General features: G+C 42.2%; 18 protein-coding genes and 1 riboswitch. Of the genes, 15 read left to right on the top strand and 3 right to left on the bottom strand.

What is annotated here, in order from left to right:
* Positions 1 to 435 precede the first annotated feature (435 nt).
* The 3 genes from ACQVGS_RS09390 (at position 436) to ACQVGS_RS09400 (ending at position 1,932) form a co-directional block, all read left to right on the top strand.
* The gene (locus tag ACQVGS_RS09390) at positions 436 to 642 is read left to right on the top strand and encodes a zinc ribbon domain-containing protein (RefSeq protein WP_010334793.1); all 207 of its coding nucleotides are present in this window, start codon (positions 436 to 438) and stop codon (positions 640 to 642) included.
* A gap of 154 nt (positions 643 to 796) precedes the next feature.
* Positions 797 to 1,351, top strand: a complete 555-nt coding sequence (sipS, locus tag ACQVGS_RS09395; RefSeq protein ID WP_106020046.1) for a signal peptidase I sipS — start codon at positions 797 to 799, stop codon at positions 1,349 to 1,351.
* Between the two features lie 236 nt (positions 1,352 to 1,587).
* On the top strand, positions 1,588 to 1,932 hold the full coding sequence (locus tag ACQVGS_RS09400; RefSeq protein ID WP_024121915.1) for a hypothetical protein: 345 nt from the start codon (positions 1,588 to 1,590) through the stop codon (positions 1,930 to 1,932).
* Positions 1,933 to 1,994: 62 nt separating this feature from the next.
* Here the strand turns inward: ACQVGS_RS09400 and ACQVGS_RS09405 are convergent.
* A protein-coding gene (locus ACQVGS_RS09405) for an IS3 family transposase (RefSeq protein WP_188323054.1) occupies positions 1,995 to 3,145 on the bottom strand; the annotation gives its coding sequence in 2 pieces (ribosomal slippage) (positions 1,995 to 2,872 and positions 2,872 to 3,145; 1,152 coding nt in all).
* Positions 3,146 to 3,343: 198 nt separating this feature from the next.
* Positions 3,344 to 3,489, top strand: a riboswitch (FMN riboswitch).
* Positions 3,490 to 3,620: 131 nt separating this feature from the next.
* Between ACQVGS_RS09405 and ribD the strand changes: the two genes are divergently transcribed.
* The 5 genes from ribD (at position 3,621) to ribT (ending at position 7,558) form a co-directional block, all read left to right on the top strand.
* Positions 3,621 to 4,706 carry a bifunctional diaminohydroxyphosphoribosylaminopyrimidine deaminase/5-amino-6-(5-phosphoribosylamino)uracil reductase RibD gene (gene ribD / locus ACQVGS_RS09410; RefSeq protein ID WP_106022134.1) on the top strand — a complete coding sequence of 362 codons (1,086 nt, stop codon included), beginning with the start codon at positions 3,621 to 3,623 and terminating at the stop codon, positions 4,704 to 4,706.
* Between the two features lie 10 nt (positions 4,707 to 4,716).
* Positions 4,717 to 5,364 carry a riboflavin synthase subunit alpha gene (gene ribE / locus ACQVGS_RS09415; protein WP_106020044.1) on the top strand — a complete coding sequence of 216 codons (648 nt, stop codon included), beginning with the start codon at positions 4,717 to 4,719 and terminating at the stop codon, positions 5,362 to 5,364.
* A gap of 14 nt (positions 5,365 to 5,378) precedes the next feature.
* Positions 5,379 to 6,575 (top strand): bifunctional 3,4-dihydroxy-2-butanone-4-phosphate synthase/GTP cyclohydrolase II, encoded by a 1,197-nt coding sequence (locus ACQVGS_RS09420; protein WP_024121912.1) that lies wholly within the window; start codon positions 5,379 to 5,381, stop codon positions 6,573 to 6,575.
* A 32-nt stretch (positions 6,576 to 6,607) separates the two neighbouring features.
* The gene (gene ribH / locus ACQVGS_RS09425; protein WP_106020043.1) at positions 6,608 to 7,072 is read left to right on the top strand and encodes a 6,7-dimethyl-8-ribityllumazine synthase; all 465 of its coding nucleotides are present in this window, start codon (positions 6,608 to 6,610) and stop codon (positions 7,070 to 7,072) included.
* Between the two features lie 111 nt (positions 7,073 to 7,183).
* Positions 7,184 to 7,558 (top strand): GNAT family N-acetyltransferase RibT, encoded by a 375-nt coding sequence (gene ribT, locus ACQVGS_RS09430; protein ID WP_003223910.1) that lies wholly within the window; start codon positions 7,184 to 7,186, stop codon positions 7,556 to 7,558.
* Positions 7,559 to 7,571: 13 nt separating this feature from the next.
* Here the strand turns inward: ribT and ACQVGS_RS09435 are convergent, their stop codons facing one another.
* Together ACQVGS_RS09435 and ACQVGS_RS09440 are read right to left on the bottom strand one after the other, a co-directional pair.
* On the bottom strand, positions 7,572 to 8,096 hold the full coding sequence (locus ACQVGS_RS09435; RefSeq protein ID WP_106020042.1) for a DUF309 domain-containing protein: 525 nt from the start codon (positions 8,094 to 8,096) through the stop codon (positions 7,572 to 7,574).
* A gap of 87 nt (positions 8,097 to 8,183) precedes the next feature.
* Positions 8,184 to 8,273: a YjcZ family sporulation protein gene (locus tag ACQVGS_RS09440; protein ID WP_024121909.1), complete on the bottom strand. Its 90-nt coding sequence runs from the start codon at positions 8,271 to 8,273 to the stop codon at positions 8,184 to 8,186.
* Between the two features lie 214 nt (positions 8,274 to 8,487).
* Here ACQVGS_RS09440 and ACQVGS_RS09445 point away from each other — a divergent pair, with 214 nt between their 5' ends.
* From ACQVGS_RS09445 to rluB, 7 genes are all read left to right on the top strand, one after another.
* Positions 8,488 to 9,243: a segregation/condensation protein A gene (locus ACQVGS_RS09445; protein ID WP_106020336.1), complete on the top strand. Its 756-nt coding sequence runs from the start codon at positions 8,488 to 8,490 to the stop codon at positions 9,241 to 9,243.
* Positions 9,233 to 9,826 (top strand): SMC-Scp complex subunit ScpB, encoded by a 594-nt coding sequence (scpB, locus tag ACQVGS_RS09450; RefSeq protein ID WP_044154877.1) that lies wholly within the window; start codon positions 9,233 to 9,235, stop codon positions 9,824 to 9,826. Before ACQVGS_RS09445 ends, scpB begins: the two co-directional genes overlap by 11 nt.
* A 57-nt stretch (positions 9,827 to 9,883) precedes the next feature.
* Positions 9,884 to 10,423, top strand: a complete 540-nt coding sequence (locus ACQVGS_RS09455) for a YpuI family protein (RefSeq protein ID WP_038954213.1) — start codon at positions 9,884 to 9,886, stop codon at positions 10,421 to 10,423.
* A 120-nt stretch (positions 10,424 to 10,543) separates the two neighbouring features.
* Positions 10,544 to 11,692 (top strand): D-alanyl-D-alanine carboxypeptidase family protein, encoded by a 1,149-nt coding sequence (locus ACQVGS_RS09460; RefSeq protein ID WP_106020041.1) that lies wholly within the window; start codon positions 10,544 to 10,546, stop codon positions 11,690 to 11,692.
* Positions 11,680 to 12,270, top strand: a complete 591-nt coding sequence (gene spmA, locus ACQVGS_RS09465; RefSeq protein WP_024121904.1) for a spore maturation protein SpmA — start codon at positions 11,680 to 11,682, stop codon at positions 12,268 to 12,270. Before ACQVGS_RS09460 ends, spmA begins: the two co-directional genes overlap by 13 nt.
* A gap of 4 nt (positions 12,271 to 12,274) precedes the next feature.
* On the top strand, positions 12,275 to 12,811 hold the full coding sequence (gene spmB / locus ACQVGS_RS09470; protein WP_010334782.1) for a spore maturation protein SpmB: 537 nt from the start codon (positions 12,275 to 12,277) through the stop codon (positions 12,809 to 12,811).
* Positions 12,812 to 12,902: 91 nt separating this feature from the next.
* The gene (rluB, locus tag ACQVGS_RS09475) at positions 12,903 to 13,637 is read left to right on the top strand and encodes a 23S rRNA pseudouridine(2605) synthase RluB (protein WP_491831469.1); all 735 of its coding nucleotides are present in this window, start codon (positions 12,903 to 12,905) and stop codon (positions 13,635 to 13,637) included.
* Positions 13,638 to 13,658: the final 21 nt, after the last annotated feature.

A 13,658-nucleotide genomic window follows, 5' to 3' on the forward strand; every position in this document is an offset into this window, starting at 1 on the left:
GAGGGAGCTTTTTCTTTTCGCTCACAGCCTGATCTGGCTGTGGCAGTTAACAAACAGACGTTTTTAAGGTAGAACGAGGAGGCATAGAGAGATTTGAGTTAAATCCTATAGCTATGTTTCAAATCATAAGTGTTCAATCACAATTGTATTCAATCCGACGGAACCAAAACACTGATTTTGATACGTTCAGCGGGCTTATAGAACATGCATTGCGTACACTGTTCCCTTCAATATGATTCATCGTAATGGGAAAATCATCCCTATCTCTTCTCATCTTCATACATATTAGAGACCGTATGAAATAGCTTAAAGTCAAAATACACCCATCGGGGAAAATTTAAACAAATTTTAAAGTTGACATGTTTCATCCCAAACGGCATTTGTAGTAAAATGAAATAATATCAATGTCATTTTTTTGAAAAGGAGCTGCGTTTGATGAACAACAAGGGCTGTATAAAATGCGGAAGCACTGAAGCTGGCCAAAAAGAAATTGCCACAACCGGAACCGGATTGTCAAAGTTGTTTGATGTGCAGCATAACCGTTTTCTCGTCGTCTACTGTAAGAAATGCGGATATTCGGAGTTTTATAATAAAGAAACTTCAACTGCCGGCAATATATTGGATTTGTTCTTTGGAGGCTGATTAATTCTTCTCCCGATTTCATTAGGAAATGGAACAAATTGATTCTGGCAAAAGAATAAATAGATGTGAAAATTCGCTTCAATGGTTCTAATGGGATTTCTTATTGATTCGTGATAACATAAATTGAAGACCGTTGTTTATTGGAGGAACTCAGTTGAAATCGGAAAACGTTTCTAAGAAAAAATCAATATTTGAATGGGCCAAAGTGATTATTATCGCAGTTGTTCTGGCATTACTCATCCGCAATTTTATTTTTGCGCCGTATGTCGTTGACGGTGAGTCCATGGAGCCTACCCTTCATGACCATGAAAGGGTATTTGTCAATATGACAGTTAAGTACATAGGCGAGTTTAAGAGAGGGAATATCATCGTGCTAAACGGGGATGATGTCCACTATGTCAAGCGGCTGATCGGCTTGCCGGGAGACACAGTCGAAATGAAAAACGACCAGCTTTATATCAATGGAAAAAAAGTGGCTGAGCCTTATTTGAAGGCAAATAAAAAGCAAGCAAAAGAAGATGGATATGACCATCTAACTGATGATTTCGGCCCGATCAAAGTGCCTGATAACAAATATTTTGTGATGGGTGATAACCGCCGATACTCAATGGACAGCCGAAACGGGCTTGGACTCTTTACGAAAAAACAAATTGCGGGTACGTCAAAGTTTGTTTTCTTCCCATTTAACGACATTCGTAAAACCAACTAGGTATAAGCAGTTTCCTGAAAAGGAGCTGCTTTTTTATTCTTTTTCTCATGCATCCCCTAAAACCAGAACATAAATTCGTATATCTATAGAAAAGAAATTTTTGCAGAAATGCGAAACATATTCCCGTTATGCATCGTTATATTAATAATTTACGAGAATTTACGGTTTTTTATTCATGAAAAAAAGGAATAACTCATATGAATGAATAGATTCATATTGGCTGGAGGTTTTTTAAAATGGGAAGAATAAAAACCAAGATTACCATTCTGTTAGTGCTACTGGTTTTACTTGCAGGGGGGTATATGTACATAAATGATGTTGAACTGAAAGACGTTCCGACAGCGATTGGACAAACCTTGTCCTCCGAAGAAGAAGAGTATACAATCGAGGAATATCAAGTGACAAAAATTGACGGCACCGAATATCATGGAGAAGCAGAAAACGGCACGAAGATCATCTTCAACGGAAAAAAGTTAAATCAAGATTTGTCTGATATAAAAGAAGGCGATAAGATTAAGGCGTACTTCAGCAAATCAAAGCGGATCGACGGTTTAATCAAGGTTGCAAAAGTAAATGATTAAGTGAAAAAACACCTTTCGGAAGGGACTGACCCCCGTTTTTGAGACAGGGATCAAAACACCTTTTATACAGCCAATTGCCGATAGCTTATCGGTGATTGGCTGTTTAGTTTCGTTTGAATACGAATGTTGTTATAATAATAAATGTATTCTTTGACAGTGCGTTCTACGATGGCGGTCGTGGTTCGATCAATGCTGTTAAGATAGAACGTTTCAGACTTTAGTGAGGAATGAAACGATTCGATGGAGGCATTATCAGCGGGCGTCCCTTTGCGGGACATGCTCATGGTAATGCCTTTTGTTTTAACAGCTTTCTGATACTCATAAGATGTATACACAGATCCTTGGTCACTATGTAACACGCAGTTCTGAGGCAGTGTTGGCAGCTGATCAAGTGTGTTTAAGACAAAGTCTGTGTCCTGCTTATCTCCAATCGTGAAAGCAATTACTTCTCCATTGTATACATCCAATATACTGGAAAGATACAATTGTTTCTGTCCATAAGGCAAATACGTGATATCCGTTACTAGTTTTTCAAGAGGATGATCGGACTGAAAGTTCCGATCTAATATATTATCAACCACGGCATATGGCTGCCCATTCTTCTTGCGCTTTTTCACCTTAACCCGGCACTGCCACTGATTTTTCTGCATGATACGCTGAACCGTTTTATGGTTAATACGCATTTCCTTTTTTAATATAGCTGTAATTTTTCGATATCCATATCGATACTTGTGCTCTCGGCACAACGTGCCGATTTGTTTTTCCAAATGGCGCTTGGGATGATCTTTCATCAGGTTCTTCTTCCAACGATAATAAGACGCTCGTGAGATACCTAAATGAACACAGATATTCTGTACGGTCATTGTGCCGTGCAATACTTCTACAAGTTCGACTGACGTTTGGCTATCAACTTCCTTTCCAATTCGTTGTACTTTTTTAAAACTTCATTTCGTTGTCTCAGATAACGGTTCTCTGCCTGCAGTTTCTCTAATTCGGAAGAATACTCCGGACCTTTTCCGTAAGTGTATTGCTTACCAACAGGCTGTTCAAATCGATGTGTATCCCCAGCTTTATGCCATCTAACCCATGTCTGAACCTGCGTCTTATTCTTGATATTCAATTCCTGCATGATCGCTTTCATAGGCACGCCTGCCAATCTCATTTCTACAGCCTTCTGTTTGACTTCAATCGGATAACTCATTCTTGTTCCCATACAAAAAACACCTCCAAGTCTTATTTCGGATAACAACTATCCGTTTTCAAACTTGAAGGTGTTTTTTATTTGTCTCATCTTATGGGGTCAGTCCCGAACGATGGGTGTTTTTTTTGATTTCTCAAATTGTAAGTTTATTTCATTGCGTACTTAAGAAAGGATCGCTATAATAGCCATTAAGGACAAATGAATAAAGATTGTATCCTTCGGGGCAGGGTGGAAATCCCGACCGGCGGTAGTAAAGCGACATGCGCTTTAGAGCCCGTGACCCGTGTGCATATGTACGCGGTGGATTCAGTTTAAGCTGAAGCCGACAGTGAAAGTCTGGATGGGAGAAGGATGAAGAACCGCTATGCAAAATGTATCAACATGCATAGTGTTATTTCCTATTGCGTAAAATACCTAAAGCCCCGAATTTTTCTTAAATTCGGGGCTTTTTTGACGGTAAATGAATAAAGAAGGGAGGGGAAAACAGATGGAAGAGTATTATATGAAACTGGCGTTGGATCTTGCGAAGCAGGGTGAAGGACAGACCGAATCGAATCCGCTCGTAGGCGCTGTTGTGGTGAAGGACGGACAGATTGTCGGGATGGGCGCCCATTTAAAATACGGTGAAGCTCACGCGGAAGTCCATGCTATTCATATGGCAGGCGCACATGTGAAAGACGCTGATATTTATGTCACCCTTGAACCATGCAGCCATTACGGAAAAACACCGCCTTGTGCCGAACTGATTATCAAGTCCGGGATAAAGAGAGTATTTGTCGCAATGAGAGATCCTAACCCGCTTGTGGCCGGACGGGGAATCAGCATGATAGAAGAAGCCGGCATCGAAGTAAAGGAAGGCATTCTGGCAGATCAGGCGGAACAGCTGAATGAAAAATTTCTGCATTTCATGAGGACAGGCCTCCCTTACGTCACATTAAAAGCTGCCGCAAGCCTAGACGGAAAAACAGCGACCAGTACAGGTGACAGCAAATGGATCACATCAGAAGCTGCAAGACAGGATGCTCAGCAATACAGGAAATCACATCAAAGCATTTTGGTCGGAGCAGGCACTGTGAAGGCTGACAATCCAAGCTTAACCTGCAGGCTCCCGAATGTTTCAAAACAGCCGGTCAGGGTGATACTTGATACCGAACTTTCGATTCCCGATGACGCCAATGTGATTTGCGATCAGGCAGCGCCGACTTGGATTTTTACAACAACACGTGCTGATGAGGAGAAGAAAAAACGGTTTTCCGCTTTTGGCGTGAAATTATTTACTCTGGAAACAGATCGTATACCAATTTCCGATGTACTGAAAATCCTTGCGGAAGAAGGCATCATGTCGGTGTATGTGGAAGGCGGATCAGCTGTTCACGGAAGCTTCGTCAAAGCAGGCTGTTTTCAAGAGATCATCTACTATTTTGCCCCTAAATTAATCGGAGGAACGCTTGCTCCCAGCTTAATCTCCGGTGAAGGTTTTCAATCAATGAAAGATGTCCCCTTATTACAATTCACAGATATAACCCAAATTGGCCGTGATATCAGACTGACGGCAAAACCGAAAAACGAGTAGGATGGTGACCATGTTTACAGGAATTATAGAAGAAACAGGCACAATCGAATCCATGAAAAAAGCTGGCCTCTCTATGGCCTTAACAATTAAATGCTCAAAAATATTAGAGGATGTTCATTTGGGCGACAGCATTGCAGTAAATGGCATTTGTCTGACTGTTACTGATTTCACGAAAAGTCACTTCACAGTTGATGTCATGCCTGAAACAGTCAAAGCAACGTCGCTGAACGATTTATCAAAAGGCAGCAAAGTGAATCTGGAAAGAGCCATGGCGGCAAACGGGCGTTTTGGAGGCCATTTCGTTTCAGGCCATGTCGACGGAACCGCAGAAATCACGCGTATTGAAGAAAAAAGCAACGCAGTTTACTATGATTTGAAAATGGATTCGTCATTAACAAAAACGTTGGTTTTAAAGGGATCTATTACCGTGGACGGCGTCAGTTTAACCATCTTCGGGCTGACAGATGATACCGTGACGATTTCTTTAATCCCTCACACCATCAGCGAAACGATTTTTTCAGAAAAAACAATCGGCTCTAAAGTGAATATCGAATGCGATATGATCGGAAAATATATGTATCGATTTTTGCATAAAGCCAATGAAAATAAGAACCAACAAACCATAACAAAAGCCTTCTTAAGCGAAAACGGCTTTTAGAGAGGAAGATTTGCATGTTTCATCCGATAGAAGAGGCATTAGACGCTTTAAAAAAAGGCGAAGTCATCATTGTTGTGGATGATGAAGACAGAGAAAACGAAGGAGACTTTGTGGCTCTTGCGGAGCATGCGACTCCTGAAGTGATTAACTTTATGGCGACACACGGAAGAGGGCTGATTTGCACGCCTCTCAGTGAGGAAATCGCTGACAGGCTCGATCTTCATCCTATGGTTGAGCACAATACAGATTCCCACCACACTGCTTTTACAGTAAGCATTGACCACCGTAAGACAAAAACGGGAATCAGCGCACAGGAAAGATCATTTACTGTCAAAGCTTTGCTGGACAGCGGTTCAGTGCCGGCAGATTTTCAGCGTCCAGGGCACATTTTTCCGCTGATTGCGAAAAAGGGAGGTGTCCTGAAAAGAGCGGGCCATACAGAAGCGGCAGTTGATCTTGCTGAAGCCTGCGGTTCTCAGGGAGCTGGCGTCATTTGTGAAATAATGAATGAAGACGGAACGATGGCAAGGGTACCTGAGCTCATTGAAATTGCGAAAAAGCATCAATTAAAACTGATCACCATTAAGGATTTAATTGAGTACCGCTACAACTTGACAACACTTGTAGAGCGGGAAGTCGATATTACCTTGCCTACTGATTTTGGCACATTTAAGGTGTACGGATACACAAATGAGATCGATGGAAAAGAGCATGTCGCATTTGTGATGGGAGATGTGCCGTTTAATGAAGAACCAGTATTGGTTCGGGTTCATTCAGAGTGTCTCACAGGTGATGTGTTTGGGTCTCATCGCTGTGACTGCGGCCCGCAGCTTCACGCCGCGCTGACGCAAATTGCCGCAGAAGGCCGGGGAGTGCTTTTGTATCTCCGCCAAGAAGGCCGGGGCATCGGTCTGATCAATAAGTTAAAAGCTTATAAGCTTCAGGAAGAAGGGTATGACACCGTAGAAGCTAATGAAGCGCTCGGCTTTTTGCCTGATTTGCGCAATTACGGCATTGGTGCTCAAATTTTACGCGATCTCGGCGTGCGGAATATGAAGCTCTTGACGAATAATCCGCGAAAAATTGCCGGACTTGAAGGGTATGGTCTCAGCATTACAGAAAGAGTGCCGCTTCAAATGGAGGCCAAAGAGCACAACAAAAAATATTTGCAAACAAAGATGAATAAACTAGGTCATTTACTTCATTTCTAATAACAAAAATCACAAAAAAGGATGGGAATCATATGAATATCATACAAGGAAATTTAGTTGGTACAGGTCTTAAAATCGGAATCGTAGTAGGAAGATTTAATGATTTTATTACAAGCAAGCTGCTGAGCGGGGCAGAAGATGCTTTGCTCAGACACGGCGTGGATACAAACGATATTGATGTGGCTTGGGTTCCGGGCGCATTTGAAATTCCTTTCGCTGCTAAAAAAATGGCGGAAACAAAAAAATATGACGCCGTTATTACACTCGGCACTGTCATCAGAGGCGCGACGACTCATTACGATTACGTCTGCAACGAAGCTGCAAAAGGCATCGCGCAAGCAGCGAACACAACAGGCGTACCTGTGATCTTTGGAATTGTCACTACGGAAAACATTGAGCAGGCCATTGAACGGGCTGGAACAAAAGCGGGCAATAAGGGCGTAGATTGTGCTATTTCTGCCATAGAAATGGCAAATTTAAACCGTTCATTTGAATAATTTGCTGAAAACAGTTTAAAAATATGGCGAAAATGATATAATGTGAGAAAACGGATCACCTATACTTATCCGTTTGATAGAACTGGACATTTAGGATATAGAGGGGTTTTTATGTTAATTCGTTATAAAAAATCGTTTGAAAAGATTGCGATGGGACTTCTTTCATTTATGCCAAATGAAAAAGATCTTAAGCAGCTTCAGCAGACAATTAAGGACTACGAAACGGATACAGACCGCCAGCTCTTTCTTTGGAAAGAGGACGAGGATATCGTCGGAGCAATCGGAGTTGAAAAAAAGGATTCCGAGGTTGAAATCCGGCATATCAGTGTGAATCCTTCTCATCGCCATCAAGGAATCGGAAAACAGATGATGGATGCTTTAAAGCATTTATTCAAAACGCAGGTACTGGTTCCGAATGAATTAACGCAGAGCTTTTTCGAACGCTGTCAAGGTCAGCAGGATCAAGACATTTCATACAATAATTAAGCAGAGGCTGTTATCAGCCTCTGCTTTTTTTTCTTCGTTCAATTTCTTTCTCGCGTTCGCGGATGACATCAGTCCGATCCCGCAAACGATGTTTATGAATTAGAAATCTATCAGTGAGTGTGCTGGGCTGTCCCCACGTGTAAGCTTTTCGCTTGCATTCAATGCGGCATGCTTCCTTCAGCTTCTCATCTTTAATTGGCAGCATGATGCTTTTATAGGAAGATCCCAGTTCAATTTGTTCGTAAACCGACTGCATAAGCTCCAGTAAACGGGTATGATCAAGCCCCAAATCTTCCACCGCTTGTTTTTTCGCTTGAAGAATCCGTATGCTGTTTGCCAGCAATCTTTTGGCCCCGGCTGTATTCTGTCTTCTGTGATGATACAAAGAAACAGCAAGCTGGATAAAGCCGACCCAAAGTATGTTTCGTTTGTTCGGAGGATCTTCCTTCCAATATTCTTCTAGTATTTCATGGCATTCAAAATAATCCCGTGTTGCGTGAAATTCAACGAGATAATCGATATAAGCTTTCGGGTACAAGATGCTTCCTCCTTTTAATCCGCCTTTAGTGTAACACAGGACAGATAAAAGGAAAAAACAGCGCATTGGACCTGCTCATTTTTAGTTCTAGCAAATCCAAGCGGCACCTACGATAATCAGCAGAATAAACAAAACGACAATTAAAGCGAAACCGCCGCTGAAGCACTTTTCTCCCATGAACATTCAGCCTCCTTTGTTGTGGTCTACGCGAGCATCCTATGTACACCTGCCCTTTTTTGTGTAGGCGGATATCTTGTTATTTGAATATTCAGCACAAATCTCCTGAAATGCAGGAAATGAAATAGTATTGGACGAGAGCTTTTTGGTGGCTTATACTAAAGGGTAGCCAGTTTATCCGGCAATGAGAGTGATACTTGAAAATGGTGAGATGATGGAAGAATATCAAGTAAAAATTGATACGTTTGAAGGCCCATTGGACCTGCTGCTTCATTTAATCAATCGTCTTGAAATTGACATATATGATATACCTGTGGCGAAGATTACTGAACAATATTTATTATATGTACATACGATGCGTGTGCTTGAGCTTGATATCGCCAGCGAGTATTTGGTGATGGCTGCCACACTGCTCAGTATTAAAAGCAGAATGCTGCTCCCGAAGCAAGAGGAAGAGCTGTTTGAGGATGAATTGCTTGAGGAAGAAGACCCGCGGGAGGAACTGATTGAAAAGCTGATTGAGTATAGAAAATATAAAGACGCGGCGAAGGAATTAAAGGAACGGGAAGAAGAAAGACAAAAATCATTCACGAAACCGCCGAGTGACTTGAGCGAATATGCAAAAGAAGTGAAACAGTCGGAGCAAAAGCTGTCAGTCACAGTCTACGATATGATTGGCGCTTTTCAAAAAGTGCTGAAGCGAAAAAAAATAACAAGGCCGATGGAAACAACAATTACAAGACAGGAAATACCAATCGAAGACAGAATGAATGAAATCGTGCACACCCTGAAATCAAAAGGGAAAAGAATCAATTTTATGGATCTTTTTTCATATGAGCAAAAAGAACATTTGGTTGTCACCTTCCTGGCGGTTTTAGAACTGATGAAAAATCAGCTGATTTTGATTGAGCAGGAGCAAAATTTTTCAGATATTTACATTATGGGGAGTGAATCCATTCATGGGGCTTGATATCGTGAATTGGAAAGCTATAGTGGAAGCCCTTCTATATGCGGCAGGCGATGAAGGACTGACCAAAAAACAGCTGTTAACAGTGCTTGAAATAGAAGAGCCTGAACTGAACACCATTATGGCGGATGTCGCAGACGATTACCGTCATGATACAAGAGGCATTGAACTAATTGAATATGCAGATACGTACATGCTTTCCACCAAAAAGGACTTTGCGCCGTACTTGAAAAAACTGATCGAAGTACCGTCGAAAGGCCTTTCCCAGGCATCTTTGGAGGTGCTGGCGATTGTTTCATATAAACAGCCGATTACGAGAGCGGAAATTGAAGATATCAGAGGCGTGAAATCAGAAAGAATTTTACACAGCCTTGTCGCCAAGGCGCTGCTGTGTGAAGTCGGACGCGCTGACGGTCCGGGACGGGCCATTTTATACGGCACGACGCCGACTTTTCTTGAGCAATTCGGCTTAAAAACGCTGGACGAGCTTCCGCCGCTGCCTGAAAATGCGGAAGATGACGTTCTTCAAGAAGAAGCGGATTTATTCTTTGAAAACTTTAACCAAACCTTTGAAGACATAAAATAGAGATTTAATGAATCGCGCTTTTTCATCAACATAAGATATAAGGAAGAAGTAGCTATCATGAAAGAAGCAAAATGTGAGAGACAAAGACATGAGGGGAAGATACCAAACGAAATGGGACATTCGATTGTGCGAGTGCAGACTCAAAAAACAGGCGAATTCTTATCAATGGTTGTCAATACCGTTAATGATTATTTAAATCAAACCACACTGGCGTCTATGCAGGCTGAATTGCCTGTTGAAGAGGCATACTGCTGTGATGTGCTGAGCACGCTGAGAAGAATGACAGTATTTTGTGAAGGAGGCGCTGAAGCATGCCGCCGTCTCCTTATGCAAGAGCCATTTCAGGAAACCAGAGCGGAAAAAACACTTTACAATGTGTATCATCAATGCATTGAAGAGTTCTTTATGCCAAAGAAAGACACCTGGTGTGAAAACAGCCGGGCGTCATATACCGGAGTCAGCGCAATTGAGTTCTACCATGCTGTTCCGCAGTCTCTGGAGCAATTATTATTGCCGCTGAGCGCAGCGTTTCTGAAGATGAGGGAAGAACTGGCTCATTACGAAGCGTCCGGATCTAGCATGGCATCAATCAGATAACACTTACTCTCCCTTTATGGGAGAGTTTTTTTATGTTTGCAGGCCAAGACACAATTGTTATTCATAACTGATGGACATGCGCATAAACTTGTACAAACCACCACAAGGACGTGAACAAACATGCGCATTTTTAAAAAAGCTGTATTAATAGTCATCATTTCTTTTCTATTTGCAAATGTAAATGTGAACACAGCACATGCAGCTATAAATGTCAGTGCGAAGAGCGCCATTGTCATTGACGGCACATCAGGAAGAGTGTTATTTGCCAAGGACGAGCATGAAAAAAGGCGGATTGCCAGTATTACAAAGATCATGACCGCTGTTCTCGCCATTGAATCCGGAAAAATGGAAGAAACCGTGACTGTTTCTGCAAATGCGGTCAGAACAGAGGGCTCGGCCATTTATTTAACCGAAGGGCAAAAAGTAAAATTGAAGGATCTTGTGTATGGCCTGATGCTGAGATCCGGGAACGATGCTGCTGTTGCGATTGCTGAGTATGTCGGGGGAAGCCTCGATGGATTTGTCTATATGATGAACCAAAAAGCAGAACAAATCGGTATGGAGAATACCCGTTTTCAAAACCCGCACGGATTGGACGACCATGAAAATCACTACTCAACAGCTTATGACATGGCTGTTTTAACGAAATACGCCATGAAGCTCAAAGACTATCAAACCATCTCCGGCACAAAAATATACAAAGCAGAAACAATGGAAAGCGTATGGAAAAACAAAAATAAATTGCTGACGATGCTGTATCCATACAGCACAGGGGGGAAAACAGGCTATACCAAGCTTGCAAAACGCACACTCGTTTCAACCGCTTCAAAGGACGGCGTTAATCTGATAGCCGTTACCATTAATGACCCCGACGATTGGGATGATCATATGAATATGTTTAACTATGTATTTGATCATTATCAAACATATTTAATCGCAAAAAAAGGAGATATTCCGAAGCTCAAAGGTACATTTTATGAGTCTAAAGCTTTCATCAAACGGGACATCACCTATTTGCTTACCGAAGAAGAAAAAGAAGATGTCAAAATCAACACTACCCTGCTCAAACCGAAAAAAGCCTGGGAAAAGGATGTCTCAAAAATTCCGGATATTGTAGGACATATGAAAGTCATGTTCAACAATGAAACCATCGCAAAAGTGCCGATCTATTACGAAAACGAACGAAATCAAAAACCGAAAAAAAAGTTTTTTGAAACGTTTCAATCCATTTTTCTGAATGCGGCTGGCGGGGCAAAATGGTCAATATAATCTGGGTCAGCTTAACTGTGATCGGGCTAGTATTTGCGATGTGCAATGGAACGCTGCAGGATGTAAATGAGGCGGTGTTTAAAGGAGCCAAAGAAGCTGTCACAATCTCATTTGGACTTATGAGCGTGCTTGTTTTTTGGCTGGGTTTAATGAAAATAGCTGAACAGTCTGGACTGCTGGATATTTTCAGCCGTATGTGCAGGCCTTTTATTTCTAAGCTGTTCCCTGACATACCGCCGGATCATCCCGCAATGGGCTACATTTTATCAAATCTCATGGCGAACTTCTTCGGCCTCGGGAACGCGGCCACACCTCTTGGCATTAAAGCAATGGAGCAAATGAAAAAGCTGAATGGAAACCGTTCGGAAGCGAGCCGTTCCATGATCACTTTTTTAGCTGTTAATACTTCGTGCATTACTCTCATCCCGACAACGGTTATCGCCGTGCGAATGGCCTATTCCTCCAAAACGCCGACAGATATCGTCGGACCGAGCATTTTGGCGACACTTATTTCTGGAATCGGCGCCATTATTATTGACCGTTATTTTTATTACCGCCGTAAAAAGAAGGGGAGGTAATCCGATGGAAATTATCAACTGGCTGTCTTTAGCCATGATCCCTATCATTATTGCCGGCATTCTACTTTATGGAACAATCAAAAAGGTGCCGACATATGAATCCTTTGTTGAAGGCGGAAAAGAAGGAATTGAGATCGCATTTTCGATTATCCCCTATTTAGTCGGGATGCTTGTTGCAATTACCGTTTTCAGATCATCAGGCGCGCTTGACTTTTTTATGGATCTTTTAAAGCCGGCCTTTTCCGCCATCGGCATACCGGCTGAGGTGGTTCCGCTTGCGCTGATCCGTCCGATCTCCGGTACGGCTGCTCTGGGAATGACGACCGATTTAATTGCAGTTTATGGACCGGACTCCTTTATTGGCAGGCTGGCATCTGTGATGCAGGGATCAACGGATACAACACTTTATGTGCTGACGGTGTATTTCGGAGCTGTTGGCATTAAAAAAATGGGTGATGCGTTAAAGGTGGGACTTCTTGCTGATTTAATCGGTGTAGTTGCATCTATCATCATCGTTACGTTATTATTTGGGAGCGCCTGAAAATGGCGTTTTTTTAGATAAAGCATGCGAAATCTGAAAAAGCTTGTTTGTTCAGGTTGAAAAAAGTAAGATAATACTTGAGGTGAAAGACATGGAAAGACTGCAAAAAGTAATTGCTCACGCCGGAGTTGCATCGCGCAGAAAGGCAGAAGAGCTGATTAAAGAAGGAAAAGTAAAGGTGAACGGCAAAGTAATAACAGAGCTTGGTGTTAAAGTCACCGGTTCTGATCAGATTGAAGTAAACGGCTTGAAGGTGGAACGTGAAGAGCCTGTTTATTTTCTGCTATATAAACCAAGAGGCGTGATCTCCGCAGCGGATGATGACAAAGGGCGCAAAGTCGTGACGGACTTTTTTAGAGAAGTGCCGCAGCGCATCTATCCGGTCGGACGTCTGGATTACGATACAAGCGGTCTTTTGCTTTTAACCAATGACGGCGAGTTTGCCAACAAGCTGATGCACCCTAAATATGAAATAAACAAAATATATGTAGCAAAGGTAAAAGGCATACCGTCTAAAGAGCTGATCAGAAAGCTGGAGCGCGGCATTATGCTGGAGGAAGGCAAAACAGCGCCTGCCAAAGCGAAGCTGCTTTCATTGGATAAGAAAAAACAAACAAGCATTATACAGCTGACCATCCATGAAGGACGGAACAGGCAAGTGCGCCGCATGTTTGAAGCAATCGGACATGAAGTAATTAAGCTGAAGCGGGAAGAATACGCATTTTTAAATCTGAGAGGCTTAAATACGGGAGACGCAAGAGAGCTTACGCCGCATGAAGTCAAAAGACTCAGAGCGCTAGCGGAACACGGTAAAAACGCTTTCTAAGTTTCACATAACCTTCAAAAA

Source organism: Bacillus sp. SD127 (genome assembly GCF_058566445.1).

Coding starts and splice junctions, on each gene's coding strand:
- ACQVGS_RS09420 (WP_024121912.1), top strand. CDS start 5,379: ATGTTTCATCCGATAGAAGAGGCATTAGACGCTTTAAAAAAAGGCGAA.
- ACQVGS_RS09445 (WP_106020336.1), top strand. CDS start 8,488: ATGGAAGAATATCAAGTAAAAATTGATACGTTTGAAGGCCCATTGGAC.
- ACQVGS_RS09455 (WP_038954213.1), top strand. CDS start 9,884: ATGAAAGAAGCAAAATGTGAGAGACAAAGACATGAGGGGAAGATACCA.
- rluB (WP_491831469.1), top strand. CDS start 12,903: ATGGAAAGACTGCAAAAAGTAATTGCTCACGCCGGAGTTGCATCGCGC.
- ribE (WP_106020044.1), top strand. CDS start 4,717: ATGTTTACAGGAATTATAGAAGAAACAGGCACAATCGAATCCATGAAA.
- ribD (WP_106022134.1), top strand. CDS start 3,621: ATGGAAGAGTATTATATGAAACTGGCGTTGGATCTTGCGAAGCAGGGT.
- ACQVGS_RS09400 (WP_024121915.1), top strand. CDS start 1,588: ATGGGAAGAATAAAAACCAAGATTACCATTCTGTTAGTGCTACTGGTT.
- scpB (WP_044154877.1), top strand. CDS start 9,233: ATGGGGCTTGATATCGTGAATTGGAAAGCTATAGTGGAAGCCCTTCTA.
- ribH (WP_106020043.1), top strand. CDS start 6,608: ATGAATATCATACAAGGAAATTTAGTTGGTACAGGTCTTAAAATCGGA.
- ribT (WP_003223910.1), top strand. CDS start 7,184: ATGTTAATTCGTTATAAAAAATCGTTTGAAAAGATTGCGATGGGACTT.
- spmB (WP_010334782.1), top strand. CDS start 12,275: ATGGAAATTATCAACTGGCTGTCTTTAGCCATGATCCCTATCATTATT.
- ACQVGS_RS09390 (WP_010334793.1), top strand. CDS start 436: ATGAACAACAAGGGCTGTATAAAATGCGGAAGCACTGAAGCTGGCCAA.
- ACQVGS_RS09460 (WP_106020041.1), top strand. CDS start 10,544: ATGCGCATTTTTAAAAAAGCTGTATTAATAGTCATCATTTCTTTTCTA.
- spmA (WP_024121904.1), top strand. CDS start 11,680: ATGGTCAATATAATCTGGGTCAGCTTAACTGTGATCGGGCTAGTATTT.
- ACQVGS_RS09440 (WP_024121909.1), bottom strand. CDS start 8,273: ATGGGAGAAAAGTGCTTCAGCGGCGGTTTCGCTTTAATTGTCGTTTTG.